Below are 14,503 nucleotides of genomic sequence, written 5' to 3'. Positions count from 1 at the left end.
AGCCCAATACAGCCCTGTTCTCCTGCAGAACGGGGCTTTTTGTTGGCACCTTAAAGAATAATTAAGACCGCTTTACTGCCGACCAGCGGCTACCATCCACCGAAAACATTGGGAACGGCATTATTTTTTAGATAGTTTTCCTATACTAAATCCTAAAACAGTACCAGTATGAAAAAAGTAATTGTATGTGTAGCCATTGTGCTTGGTTGCTCCATGACAGCTGTAATGGCCCAGGGGGGCGGTGGTCAGCAAATGACTCCCGAACAGCGTATCGCCATGATGAAAGAAAGGTATAAAGGAATGGGACTGAATGATGTTCAGGCTGATTCTGTTATTGCCATTAGTAATGATCTGAGATCTTTAAGACCAAACAGGGAAACTCCTGAAGATCAGAGAGCAGCTAAAATGAAAGAATTTACTGACGCAATGCAGAAAAGACTTGACAAAGCGATTGGCGTTGAACTGTCTAAAAAAGTGTTGGAAGCAATGACTCAGCGCCCTGGCGGTGGACGTCCGGGCGGTGGAGGAAAATAATCCTCCCATCCAAATAACAAAGGCGTTTCTATCGAAGCGCCTTTGTTATTTTAACGAATCCCTGTTTTGATTTGTTCCTATTTTAGGGGCACAAATGAATCGTATGAGAAAAATGATAATCGCCGGAATGGCTTGTTTAATGCTGAGTTCGCTGACTATAACAGTTCGGGCACAGGCACCCGCCATCAAACGTACATCCGAAGAAATAAAAGAGTTGTTTAGTTATTGTGATAAGCCGGCACTTATCAGGGAATTAAAGATAACGGCTGAGATAGCAGACAAGATCGGGGATATTGACCATTGGGCCAGGCAACAGCAAGCCAGTATTGATGCCAATACCAACGAAGTGTATGCTACAACTGGCGAACTGATGCAGGAAGTGAGTAAACGGTACAAAGCATTGGGGCTGGCAGCTGATCAGGTGAAATCGCTCAGCGAGGTAAAACGCATTTTTGAGATCAGTACCCGCGCCTGCCCGGTTACCGAATTACACCCGAATCATCTTTTCGACACCCTGATGGCAACCAGAGCCTTACAACTCTATAAAACAAAATACCGTAAACAAGTAATTGACAAACTGGGCGTAAATGGCCGCCAGGCAGATATGCTGCTGGAAATAGAAGTATGGAAACAAAAAGAAGCCGTTAGCATTGCAGCCATTCCTGAAACAGATTTTAACCGGATCCGCAAAACGGTGGCCATGTACGCAGAGCGTCAGCGGAGATGGAAAGTAGTGGGCATCGGCGAAGAACAGTTTGAAACGATGGCCCAGTTCTTTGACCAGAACACGCTATGAAAAAACGTTCCAAAATAGAAAAGCCCCATTTTTCAATGGGGCTTTTTGTTATTTCATCTTGAATGATTCGAGAAACTTGGTGGTAAAATTTCCCTTCCTGAAATCCTCATTCTGCATCAGTTGCAGGTGGAATGGGATGGTTGTCTTCACCCCTTCGATCACATATTCGCTCAGGGCACGATACATGGTATCAATGGCTTCTTCGCGGGTTTGTGCCACGGTGATCAGTTTACCGATCATGGAGTCGTAATATGGAGGGATCACATATCCTGCATACACATGGCTGTCTACCCGAACCCCATGTCCACCGGGTGTATGTAACACCGTGATCTTACCCGGTGAAGGACGGAAATCATTATACGGATCTTCCGCATTGATCCGGCATTCGATGGCATGCATCTGTGGTTCGTAATTGCGACCGGAGATCTTCTCGCCCATGGCAATTTTAATCTGTTCTTTGATCAGGTCAAAACTCACCACTTCTTCCGTAACACAGTGTTCTACCTGGATACGGGTATTCATTTCCATGAAATAGAAGTTGCGGTGTTTATCTACCAGGAACTCGATGGTTCCCACACTTTCATAGTTGATGGCTTTGGCCGCTTTAATGGCCGCTTCTCCCATTTTCTGACGTAGTTCGGGTGTCATAAACGGAGATGGTGATTCTTCTACCAGTTTCTGGTGACGGCGCTGGATAGAACAGTCACGCTCGCTCAGGTGACAAACATTGCCATACTGATCACCGGCTACCTGGATCTCTATGTGGCGGGGTTCTTCCACAAATTTCTCCATATAGATCCCATCGTTCTTGAACGAGGCGGCAGCTTCCTGTTTGGCGGTGCTGTAGGCTTTTTCGATCTCTTCCTCATTCCATACCACACGCATCCCTTTACCACCACCACCGGCAGTTGCTTTGAGGATCACGGGATACCCCACCACTTTGGCAAGGGATTTGGCCTGATCAACATTCTCCAACAAACCTTCGCCACCAGGAACCACCGGCACTCCGGCACGAATCATGGTGTCTTTGGCTGTGATCTTATCCCCCATCTTATTGATCATCTCCGGCGTAGGCCCGATGAATTTGATGCCATGATCGGCACAGATCTGGGAGAACTTGGCATTCTCGGCCAGAAAACCGTAACCAGGGTGAACCGCATCTGCATTGGTGATCTCTGCCGCGGCCATGATATGCGGGATATTGAGGTAAGAATCTGCACTGGCAGGTTTACCGATACAAACAGCTTCATCAGCAAATTTTACGTGGAGACTGTCTTTATCAGCCGTAGAATACACCGCCACGGTTTTGATACCCATTTCACGACAGGTTCTGATCACACGCAGTGCAATCTCTCCCCTGTTGGCTATTAATATCTTTTTGAACATCCTGAAAATTTGAGAATTTGAAAATTTGAAAATTTGAAAATGGCTGACACGATTTGAGAAATCCGAAGATGAGAACAGTACTCATTTTCAAATTCCCAAATGGCCATATTTTCAAATTACCTATGCCGGTTCTACGAGGAACAGGGGTTGATCGTACTCAACAGGGCTGGCATCTTCTACCAGTACCTTTACGATGGTTCCTTTGATCTCTGATTCAATTTCATTGAACAGTTTCATGGCTTCGATGATACAAACCACTTTACCCGGTGCGACCTCGCTGCCTACTTCGGCCAGGATGGGTTTATCCGGAGCCGCGCGGCGGTAGAAAGTTCCGATCATCGGGCTTTTAATAGTGATGAGGTTATCCGCTTTGGGAGCAGCGGCAGCCGGAGCAGCCAGAGCGGCAGGTGCTGCAGCCGGGGCAGCCGGCTGAGGGGCAGCTGTAAATACCTGATGCTGTGGAGCAGCCGCTACCGTTACTACCTGTTCTTCCTTTTGTTTGATGGTTACCTTACCATCTTTATCTTCAATGCTAATCTCACCAATATTACTTTTATTGATGATTTTGATCAGTTCGTGAATTTGCTTTAAGTCCATAAATGGCAAGTTTTAGGGGTAAAAACAGTGAAATTTGGTCAAATAGTGGGGCAAAATAGCCCTTTTTTGCTAAAAACGGGGATTTTGTTTATTTCCGGAAATTTTCATTTTCACCCGGCCTCCCTACCCGCAAGGGCAAAAAAAGGACAGCCTTGGCTGCCCTTTACCTGTATAGTCAGTTTGGGTTGACCCGTTTTGCGTAAACGGCAATTATTTCTCTTCTTTTACGCGTTCTACATAAGAACCGTCCTTGGTATTTACCCGGATCAGTTCGCCATCTTCCACAAACAGGGGTACCATTACGGTAGCACCGGTTTCTACAGTGGCGGCTTTCAGGGCACGGGTAGCGGTATCGCCACGCAGTCCGGGTTCGCAGTAAGTGATCTTTACCACAATCTTTTCGGGCAGTTCCGCGCCAATGGGCTGTTCGGTTTCCGTATTGATGAATACAAATACTTCGGCTCCTTCCATCAGAAACTGGGGAGAATCGATCATTTCGTCGGCCAGGGCAATCTGCTCAAAAGTTTCATTGTTCATGAGATTATACCCTGTATCATCTTTATATAAGAACTGGAACGCTTTCTTTTCTACACGAACCGGGTAGATATTTTCCCCGCTGTTCCATGTTTTTTCGATAGAACGCTTGTTATCAACCCCTTTTAACTTGGCCCACACTTTTGCAGCGGCCCGGGCTGTTTTGTTTTCGCCAAATTCTACTACAGAATATAAACTGCCGTCTAATTTCAGAATCATGCCACGGCTGATGTCGGATGTTGTTGCCATTGAGTTTGTTTTTAAATGAAATGTCTTCTCAGACAGGCGCAAAAGTAGGGATTGGCGGCCAAAAACAAGAAAGCTTGTTAAGAGAAAGTTTCTATGCTAAATCAATGATTATCACACCAGCTGTGGCTTTCCCGCCCCATTTACCGCATCCTCCGGATAAGAAACTGTTAAAAAAACAGGAAGATTTAGGCTGCAATCTTCCACAAGGGGGTATCTACTAACACAGATAACCTACCTCTTATGAAAACAATTCTACGTTTTGTCTTGCTCCTTTCGCTGCTGTTTTTAAAGGGCCAGTTACTGGCCAATACAGTCATTGTAAAAGGAACCATTAAGAATACAGCGAACCAACCCGTTGCCAATAAAAAAGTAAAAATCTACAGTGTAGACAGTACCAATGGCGGTTGCCCGATGGTGCATTATACGATTACCAATCCCAATGGCTATTATATAGATACACTGAGCTGTACCGGAGACATCCGCAAGCTGATGCTCTATGTTGAAAACTGCGATGGTACAATGCTGACAAGAGATCCGGCAGTGGGTATCAGCAACCTGGTGGAAGTTAATTTTATTATCTGTACACCAGGCACAACACCAGCAAGCTGTAAAGCAGCTTTCAGTTACCAGTCATTAGATACCGGCGTAAAATTTAATGCAGCAGGTTCATCCACTGTTGCCGGAGATAGTATCCTCAGCCGTACCTGGCAGTTTGGCGATAGCAGTGCCACATTAACCGGCAACAGAATAGATCCAACACATGTGTATGCCAAACCTGGCATTTATAAAGTATGCCTTACCATCACTACTAAAAGTGGTTGTCAGAGCAGTTATTGCCAAACGGTCGTATTTACACCCGAGTCGAACGATTGCAAAGTTTCTCCTGTTATCACGATCGAAAAAACAGGGGCTAAGAAATTCAGGTTCAACAGCAGCCAGAGCACTGTGTTGCTGGGCGATAGTATTTTCCAACGCATCTGGAAATTCGGTGATGGCAGTTCGCTGGATGGTAACCAGGTAAATCCGCTGAAGGAATACAGGGAAAATGGCAGCTTCAGTGTATGCCTGAGTATCCGCACGGTGAAAGGCTGTGAAAAAACAATCTGTGTTACTGTAACCGTGAAAGACAGTATGCCAACGCAAACTGAATGCAAAGCCAAATTCAGTTACCTGATACAGGGAAGAACCGTGAAGTTCAACAGTTCTCTTTCTTCAGCAATAGTCGGCGATAGTATCATCAGCCGTACCTGGAAATTCAGTGATACTTCTGCCTCTCTCACGGGTAATCGCCTGGATCCTTCCTTTACTTATGGCAAAGCAGGTAAATACACAGCCTGCCTGTATATCAAAACAAAAAATGGTTGTGAAAATACATTCTGCACAGAGATCGAGATCAAAGATTCTGCTGCTACCTGTAAAGCTTATTTTACCTGGGAAAGAAAAGACTCTTTGATTGTATTCAACAGTGCCGGCTCTAAGGGAATCAATGATGCCGACAGTATCATCAGCCGTACCTGGTATTATGCAGACAGCAGCACTTCTGTATCGCTGGGCGGTAATGTGGTTGCACCTTCCTATCCTTATACCAAACCGGGTACTTACAAAGTGTACCTGGTGATTAAAACAAAAGCTGGCTGCGAGAGTAAGTATGGTGCAACTGTTACCATTCCAGCACCCGTAAACTGTAAGGCTTATTTTAACTGGACCATCAAGGATTCTCTGGTTGTGTTTAACAGCTCAGAATCGAAAGGAACTTCAGAGCGTGACAGTATCATCAGTCGTACCTGGTCGTATACAGACAGCACTACTTCGGTATCGCTGGGAGGCAATGTGATAACCCCATCCTACCCTTATACCAAACCTGGCACTTACAAAGTGTACCTCGTTATTAAAACACAGACTGGTTGCGAAAATAAATTCGGCGCCAATGTGTTGATCTTACCTCCTGCGCCACCAAGCGGTTGTAAAGCGCTGTTTACCTACAGCCAACTGAATGGTGTGGTAAAATTCAACAGCAACGGATCGAGGGGAAGCACAGAAAAAGATTCTGTTATCAGCCGCGTATGGTTCTTTGGCGATAGTACGGTACCGATGGAAGGCAACCACATCGATCCTTCGCATAGTTATTCCAAACCCGGAAAGTATCTCGTGAAACTGTATATCAAAACCCAATCAGGTTGCGAAAGCAAATACAGCGAAACGATCACGATAGGCAATCCGGATTGCAAAGCAGAAGCGCAGTTTACCGCCGAGCGCATCAGCCTGAAGAAAATAGCGTACAACAGCAGTCTGAGTAAAACCTTACCCGGCGACAGTATCATTCAACGCACCTGGAAGTTTGGAGATAATACGGTCCTGTCGGGCAATGAGATTAGTCCGGTGAAAGAATTTTTGCAACCAGGATTGTATACCACCTGTTTATACATAAAAACGCTGAATGGCTGTGAAGCAAAATTATGCAGGGAAGTAGTGGTACGCGATACGGTAAACACACCGCAGGCCAATGTGGATTATATCAAAATCATCCAGCTCAACCCCAATCCCGTGGTTACCCGGATGATGGCTACCATCTATAGCCGTAACAGTAATGCCGAAGCGGAAATTACGGTATATGATATCTATGGAACCGCCAAATTCCGGATCAAAAAACTGCTGCAGCAGGGAAATAATATGATCGAGATCGGTTGCGAGTCTCTGTACCACGGTCCATACTTCCTGAAAATAACCACGAAGAATGGCCGGGACAGCAAGGCATTTTACAAACTCTGATAGCTGTTTTCGGGACAATCTTCCAACGGGTGATCGGTTATGGCCGATCACCCGTTTGTTTTTCGCGGTACCCCATTCAGCAGCTAACTACCTGTTCGGGCCGGAACCGGTGGAGACGGGCAGAAAATGCATGCCCCCCAGCTGTTTCTTCCAAAAAAACTCCAAAGTTTAGCCTTCAAATGGGAAAGTCTAGCCCGTTTTAACCTATTTTTGCCGCGAATTTCAAAACCACAGAAATCATTCCCCATGGCAGTATTAGTGAATAAAAACTCCAAGATCATTGTTCAGGGTTTTACCGGTACAGAAGGTACATTCCATGCAACCCAGATGATTGAGTACGGAACCAATGTAGTAGGTGGCGTTACCCCCAACAAAGGTGGTACCACACATCTCGATAAACCCGTATTTAATACCGTAGCGGATGCCGTTAAACAAACAGGCGCTGATGTAAGTATCATTTTTGTACCACCGGCATTTGCCGCTGATGCGATCATGGAAGCTACTGATGCCGGTATTGCACTGGTGGTATGTATCACAGAAGGTATTCCGGTACAGGATATGGTGAAAGTGAAAAACTACCTGCAGGGTAAAAATACCCGTCTGATCGGGCCTAACTGTCCGGGCGTTATCACTGCCGGTGAAGCCAAAGTGGGTATCATGCCCGGCTTTATCTTTAAAACAGGCCGCATCGGTATCGTTTCAAAAAGCGGAACCCTGACGTATGAAGCAGCTGACCAGGTAGTGAAAGCCGGCCTCGGTATCAGTACCGCTATCGGAATCGGTGGCGACCCCATTATCGGAACCCCTACCAAAGAAGCGGTAGAATTACTGATGAACGATCCTGAAACTGATGGTATCATCATGATCGGCGAGATCGGTGGTAGCATGGAAGCCGAAGCTGCCCGCTGGATCAAAGACAACAAAACCAAACCCGTGGTAGGCTTTATTGCCGGCCAGACAGCCCCTCCCGGCCGTCGTATGGGTCACGCAGGTGCCATTATTGGTGGTGCAGACGATACGGCTGCTGCCAAGATGAAGATCATGGCTGAATGTGGTATTGAAGTGGTGGCCAGTCCTGCCGATATCGGCATTACCATGGCTACTGCCCTGAAGAAATAGTTACATACCTATTTATATCCCGATCCCGGTCAATATTGACCGGGATTTTTTTGCCCTGCTCCCACCCCAGCTATCCTACCTTTACCCTATCCCCGACTTACAATCTTTTGTTAATCGGTTATCACTTATATGAATTAATCAGCAAGTTTGCATCCTATCCTGTAAAGGAATTGTTTCACCGAAATATTGCTACATGTTTTTAAGAAAACTGGTTTTTGTTTTTACGATCTTATTCTCTGCCAACCTGTATGCACAGCCGGCAGATTCCCTTTTCCAGAAAGAATGGCTCGGCATTGATACCCTGATTGTTCATAATGATCTTACCAGGTCGGCACTGGATAAAGTGACTATATTATATAAAAAGGCAAAACAAAAGCAATTACATGCGCAGGTGGTAAAATGCCTGATTTATGAATATACTTTACAAAACAGGATCACTGAAGGCGCATCCGATTCTTTACTGAACAGGATCCGGAAAGAACTGGCAGATACCCGGGATGAAACAGCGAAAGCCATCCTTCACTCTTTGCTGGCGAAACTGTATCGTCAATACCTCGATAACAACTTCTGGAGGATCAATGACCGTAAAAAAACAACCGGCACCAGTCAACCGGATATCACCACCTGGGGTGTTGCAGATTTTGCCCAAACCATCCGAAAGCATTTGGCCCAATCATTGGAAAACACAGCCTTACTGCAGCAAACACCGGTAGACCGTTACGATGCCATTCTAAAAAGAGGAAATGCCCGTTATCTCCGGCCTACTTTATATGATCTGCTGGCACATGAAGCGCTGGATTATTTCAGATCAGCCGATCAGTTAATGATCCGGTCAGCCCTACTGAGACCAGCTACCACATTTATCCTTCCGGGAAGACCCGCGCTCTCCACGATGGATAAATTTATTGCCCATCGTTTTCTTACCAAAGACAGCAGCTCGCCCAGTTGGAACAGCCTGCAGTTATTTCAGCAGTTATTGCAGTTTCACCGGAAAGATCCAGACCCCAATGCTTTACTGGAACTGAATACCGAAAGAATAGAATGGGCCTATCAACAAACCGAACTGGCAGAAAAAAATGTGTTGTACACAAATGCACTGAAAGAAATGACGGATAGTTATCCCGCCAATATAGCAACAGCGCAGGTTTGGTATTTACTGGCCAGAAAAGAAGCAGATAAAGCGGCTACCTATCAACCCTTTCAGGACAGTACCGGAAGATGGGGCTATCGGAAAGCAAAAGAACTCGCAGAGAAAGCGCTTTCCCTATTTAGCGGCAAAGAAAACCATCCCGGTATGGGCAATCTGCAAAACCTGATACGGGAGATTCATCGCAGAGAGTTAAGTACCAGAACCGAGTCTGTAAATCTTCCAGGTATTGCATTCCGTGCACTCGTCAATTACCGGAATATAGATACCCTTTATGCCAGAATTATCCGGATAGAGAATACTGATTTTCCTGAAAATGATTTCGCCAGTGATGAAGCCTGGAAAAAAATAACCCGTCAGAAAGCATTCCGGAATATGATAGTCTCCCTTCCTGCCACTGAAGATCACCAGTTGCATGCAGTAGAGATAAAACTGGATGAACTACCCCTTGGAAGATATGCCTTACTCTGTTCAGATAATCAACAATTCAACGATAGCCTGCATACCCTAAGTCTGCAATATTTTCAGGTATCCCAACTCAGTTATGTACGCAACGGCAATGATTTTTTTGTACTGAACCGTGCAAGCGGTCAGCCCATGCCCGCTGTTACTGTCAAAATTTATAAATCATGGTATTCGGGTCGTGAATGGGTGAATTATCCGGTAACAGAAAAGACCACAGACCAAAACGGCCGTTTCTCTTATACAGCAGAAACCAATAATGAACGTGCCAGCTTTGTATTAAAACTGAAAGATGACCGGTTAGTTTCGCAAGACCAGGATTATATTTTTCAAAATAATACTTTACGTAATAACCCTGACAGTGTTACGTATGAAAAGAGAAACCAACGGATGTTCTTTTTTACGGATCGCAGCATCTACCGTCCGGGCCAGACGGTTTTCTTCAAAGGCATTGCTGTCAGCAGAGATTATCATACCAAACGCAGCAAACGTTTTACCTCCAGAGAACCCTATTGGGTGTATCTGCAGGATGCCAACCGGAAAATCATTGATTCTGTAAAACTGACACTTACCGATTTTTCCTCTCTTAGTGGACATTTCCAGCTTCCTGTAAATGTGCTTACCGGCAGTTTCAGTCTTTCGCTGAAACAGATCCCGGCAGAAGGAAACTATTTCTCTGTAGAAGAATACAAACGGCCAGCTTTCCAGGTCTCATTCGACAATGTAAAAGCGGCTTATCGTTTACAGGATACAGTTACGGTAACCGGTAATGCCATGGCTTATGCCGGCAACAGTATCGCTGGCAGCAAAGTTGTATACAATGTTACCAGAACCATTCATAGGTATGAACCCTGGAGATTCGGAAGAAGATCCTACCCTGGCGGTAATGACCGGCAGATCAGTTCCGGAGAAACCATTACCGATGCCACAGGTAAATTCAGTATTGACTTTATTGCGATGGCAGATGATATTATTGACCGATCCGGCAATCCGTATTTCGACTATAGGGTTAGTGCAGATATAACGGACATCAATGGAGAAACAAGAAGCAGCGAAACCATTATACGGATAGGCACCGTTTCTCTGCAACTTTCGCTGAACGCACCTGCTGTTATGGAAGCAGACAGTCTGAATAAAATCAGTATCAGCACTACCAATCTCAGTGATGAGAAACAAACTGCCAGTGTACAACTACATATCTATGCCCTGCAGGAACCGGGCCGTATGGTAAGAAAAAGGTACTGGCAAAGACCTGATCAGTTTATACTGAGTAAGGATGCCTTTCTCCAGTATTTTCCCTCAGATGAATATGAGGAAGAATCAGACTATCAAAATTGGCCGGTAGCAACATCCGTATCAGATATCACGCTTGACACCAAAACAACCGACCAATATACCATCACACCCGGAACACTGGCAGCCGGTTTTTATAAGATCGAAGCGGTAAGCACAGATACCTACGGAGAAAAAGTAACTGCGGTTACCTATGTGCAGGTGTTTAATACTGCTATGCAGTTATTTGGCAAGCATACCACCAACTTCCACTTTACTTACAAACAATCCATTCAACCGGGAGAAACAGCGGAATTTGCCAGTGGCAGCAATGCCCATGTATTTGTGATCAGACAAATGCTGAAACCGGATAATCAAAAAGGAGCTTTTCAATTTATAGACAAAAAGAAAGGACTTGAAAATATCCGTTACACCGCTACAGAAAAAGACAGAGGTGGGGTGGGTATAGCGGAAGTATTTGTTTGGAACAACCGGGTATACCAGAACACGTACGATATAGCAGTACCCTGGCGTAACAAAGAACTACAGATCACGTATGCCACCTGGCGCAACAAAACAGAGCCGGGAAGCAAAGAAAAATGGACTATGACAGTGCAGGGAGAAAACAAGGAAAAAAATGCCGCTGAATTACTGACGGGTATGTATGATGCTTCGCTTGATCAGTTTCATCCGCATAACTGGTCAATCCCAAATCTCTGGCAGAACTATACTTACCGGAACGAATTTAACGGGTCGGCTAATTTCCATGAAACCGCTTCATTTGAAAAGAATGTCCCCGTTTCCTATCAGCCCGTTGCTGCGATTGAATTTGACCAGTTGGCAGCGAATGGGTATACTTTATGGAACCAGAACCTGAGCAGGTGGATCAACGATTCCGTATTTCATTTCTCCCTTTCGCTCCGCAGATCACTTGAGCAATTGAGTGAATCAGAGGTAGCAGGTTATGGCTTGCCTATGAAAAAGACGCTATCTGCCGGAGCAGTCCGTATCCGGGGTAATAGTTCGATGGATCAGAATAAGAGCATGCTGACAGAAACCTCTCTCAACAAATTCTTTGCTCCGCCTGCGCTTGATGAAGCTGTTGATATAACAGCCAAAAGTACACCCCCATTGCCGGATCTGAACCAGGTAGTACCCCGTAAGAATTTTAACGAAACTGCTTTCTTTCTGCCCCAACTTTATGCCGATTCATCCGGCAAATACAGTTTCAGCTTTACCATGCCCGAAGCCCTGACCCAATGGAAATGGATGAGCCTGGCACATACCCGTGACCTGGCTTTTGGTTACAATAGCGAATATGTAGTTACGCAGAAACAATTAATGGTGCAACCCAATACACCCCGGTTTCTACGCGAAGGAGATAACATGGAACTGAGCAGTAAAATCGTTAACCTCAGCGATAAAGAACTGACCGGACAGGTAAGTCTGGAACTGCTGGATGCCGCCACCCTGACTTCTGTAGATGGCTGGTTCCAGAATGTGTTTCCTACCCAGTATTTTACCGTAGAAGCAGGTAAAAGTTTCCTTGTGAAATTTCCGGTACAGATCCCCTTTAATTTCAATCGTCCGCTAACCTGGCGCATCAAAGCGAGCACCGGTACCTTAAGTGATGGAGAAGAAAATACTTTGCCCGTAGTTACCAACCGGATGCTGGTAACCGAGAGTCTGCCCCTGTTTGTATCTGGCGATACCACCCGCAACTTCCGTTTTGATAAACTGTTACGGAATACCAGCGAGAGCCTTACACAGGAAGCCCTTACCGTTGAATACAGCAGTAACCCGATCTGGTATGCGGTACAGGCATTGCCTTACTTGATGGAATACCCTTACGAATGTGCCGAACAGAGTTTTAACCGTTTATACGCCAACCTGCTGGCCGCATGGATCGTGAACAAAGATCCCCTGTTGAAAAAAGTATTTACGCAATGGCAGCAAGACAGCAGTTCCTTACAAAGCAACCTGCAGAAAAATGAAGCGCTGAAACAGATCTTACTGCAGGAAACGCCCTGGGTATTAGCAGCAGAAAGCGAAGAACAACAGAAAAAGAATCTGGCCCTTTTGTTTGATTTGGTAAAACTGGGCACACAAACAGATGCACTGATTGAAAAACTAACCCAACTGCAATTACCCAACGGCGCATTCAGTTGGTTCAAGGGAGGATATGAAGACAGGTACATTACTAACTATATCCTTACCGGCATTGGCAAACTAAAACGTTTGGGAGCCTTATCGCCCGAAGCTGCCGGCAAAATCCGTAACCTGTTGGTAAATGCCATTCGTTACACAGATGAAAAGAACCAGGAGGATTACCAGGCATTGCTCAAAAACAAAGCTGACCTGACCAAATACCTGCCTTCTTCCAAACAGGTTGAGTATCTGTACATGCGTAGCTTTTTCCGCGATATCGCGCAGCAATCGCCCAAAGCCTATGACTACTTTTTTACACAGGCCCAAAAAACATGGGTGCAGCAGAGCAGTTATTACAAGGCACAACTGGGACTGGTATTCTACCGTAACAGTGCTGAAAAAACCGCCACACAAGCGATTTTACCGGCTTTGCTCGAAAATGCCATAATTGACCCGCAACTGGGTATGTACTGGAAAACAGCTTATGGAAGATATTGGTACCAGTCGCCCATAGAACACCAGAGCATGCTGATCGCATTCATCAGCGAGATCAACCAGCAGACAAAAGACCCGGCTGTTAACAAACAGCTGAATGCCATGCGCACCTGGTTATTGCTGAACAAACAGACCAATCACTGGAAAACAACCATCGCTACTGCCGATGCCTGTTATGCTTTGTTGCTGAATGGAGATAATTGGCTGAACAGGGAAAGAACGGTAACCATCCAGCTGGGCAAAACACAGATCAGCAGTACCAATGAAAAAACAGCTGCCGGAACCGGCTATTTTAAAAAGCGGATCGAAGGTAGCCGTGTTACAAACGATATGGGCAATATTACCGTAACTACGCAATCCGGTACCTCTCCCTTTACCGGATCTCAAAAAAATACATCTCCTTCCTGGGGCAATGTTTACTGGCAGTATTTCGAAGATCTGGATAAGATCACAAGCGCTGTTACTCCTTTATCCATCACTAAAAAAATCTTCATCGAAAAAAATACTGATGCCGGAAAAATGCTGCAGGCTGTAACCGAAGGGGAGGAACTAAAGATCGGCGACAAAGTAGTGGTACGCTTAGAACTCCGCAGTAACCGGGATATGGATTACCTGCACCTGAAAGACATGCGCGCCGCCGCCATGGAGCCGGTAAATGTATTGAGTGGTTACAAATGGCAGGATGGATTAGGTTATTACGAGAGTACAAAAGATGTAAGTACTAACTTTTTCATAGACCACCTGTCAAAAGGAACTTATGTGTTTGAATATCCGATGTTCATCACACATAGTGGTTTGTTTTCAGCAGGCATTGCGAGTATCCAGTGTATGTATGCGCCGGAGTTTACCAGCCATTCAGAGGGAATCAAAATCAGGGTTGCACATTAAACTTCTTTCCCCGCGCCTTTGCGCCTTTGTGAGCTAATTTTCACGCAAAGGCGCAAAGGCGCGGTTTTGTATCCAGAGAAAATAATTTTTGCAGCATCTTTGTAGAG

The 14,503-nt window shown here is 45.4% G+C and carries 9 protein-coding genes; 6 read left to right on the top strand and 3 right to left on the bottom strand.

Annotation, left to right across the window (positions count from 1 at the left end; genetic code table 11):
- The first annotated feature begins 168 nt into the window (after window positions 1-168).
- Window positions 169-534 (top strand): hypothetical protein, encoded by a 366-nt coding sequence (locus tag AC1RNB_RS14235; RefSeq protein WP_493083816.1) that lies wholly within the window; start codon window positions 169-171, stop codon window positions 532-534.
- Window positions 535-637: 103 nt separating this feature from the next.
- A complete protein-coding gene (locus AC1RNB_RS14230; protein WP_493083814.1) occupies window positions 638-1,330 on the top strand; it encodes a hypothetical protein in 693 nt (230 codons plus the stop codon).
- A gap of 48 nt (window positions 1,331-1,378) precedes the next feature.
- Here AC1RNB_RS14230 and accC read toward each other — a convergent pair whose 3' ends face one another.
- From accC to efp, 3 genes are all read right to left on the bottom strand, one after another.
- The gene (gene accC / locus AC1RNB_RS14225; RefSeq protein ID WP_493083812.1) at window positions 1,379-2,716 is read right to left on the bottom strand and encodes an acetyl-CoA carboxylase biotin carboxylase subunit; all 1,338 of its coding nucleotides are present in this window, start codon (window positions 2,714-2,716) and stop codon (window positions 1,379-1,381) included.
- A 120-nt stretch (window positions 2,717-2,836) separates the two neighbouring features.
- Complete coding sequence (accB, locus tag AC1RNB_RS14220) at window positions 2,837-3,313, bottom strand: acetyl-CoA carboxylase biotin carboxyl carrier protein (RefSeq protein WP_493083810.1); 477 nt, start codon at window positions 3,311-3,313, stop codon at window positions 2,837-2,839.
- 210 nt (window positions 3,314-3,523) lie between these two features.
- On the bottom strand, window positions 3,524-4,096 hold the full coding sequence (gene efp, locus AC1RNB_RS14215; protein ID WP_493083808.1) for an elongation factor P: 573 nt from the start codon (window positions 4,094-4,096) through the stop codon (window positions 3,524-3,526).
- A gap of 20 nt (window positions 4,097-4,116) precedes the next feature.
- On the opposite strand from efp, the gene AC1RNB_RS14210 reads away from it, so the two are divergent.
- The 4 genes from AC1RNB_RS14210 (at window position 4,117) to AC1RNB_RS14195 (ending at window position 14,396) form a co-directional block, all read left to right on the top strand.
- A complete protein-coding gene (locus tag AC1RNB_RS14210; RefSeq protein ID WP_493083806.1) occupies window positions 4,117-4,317 on the top strand; it encodes a hypothetical protein in 201 nt (66 codons plus the stop codon).
- 19 nt (window positions 4,318-4,336) lie between these two features.
- A complete protein-coding gene (locus AC1RNB_RS14205; protein ID WP_493083804.1) occupies window positions 4,337-6,865 on the top strand; it encodes a PKD domain-containing protein in 2,529 nt (842 codons plus the stop codon).
- Between the two features lie 246 nt (window positions 6,866-7,111).
- Complete coding sequence (gene sucD / locus AC1RNB_RS14200) at window positions 7,112-7,984, top strand: succinate--CoA ligase subunit alpha (protein WP_493083802.1); 873 nt, start codon at window positions 7,112-7,114, stop codon at window positions 7,982-7,984.
- Window positions 7,985-8,177: 193 nt separating this feature from the next.
- A complete protein-coding gene (locus AC1RNB_RS14195; protein WP_493083800.1) occupies window positions 8,178-14,396 on the top strand; it encodes an alpha-2-macroglobulin family protein in 6,219 nt (2,072 codons plus the stop codon).
- Window positions 14,397-14,503: the final 107 nt, after the last annotated feature.

It is taken from the genome of Sediminibacterium sp. GW821-FHT12F12 (assembly GCF_058806635.1).
This window is presented reverse-complemented; position numbering and strand designations above follow the sequence as displayed.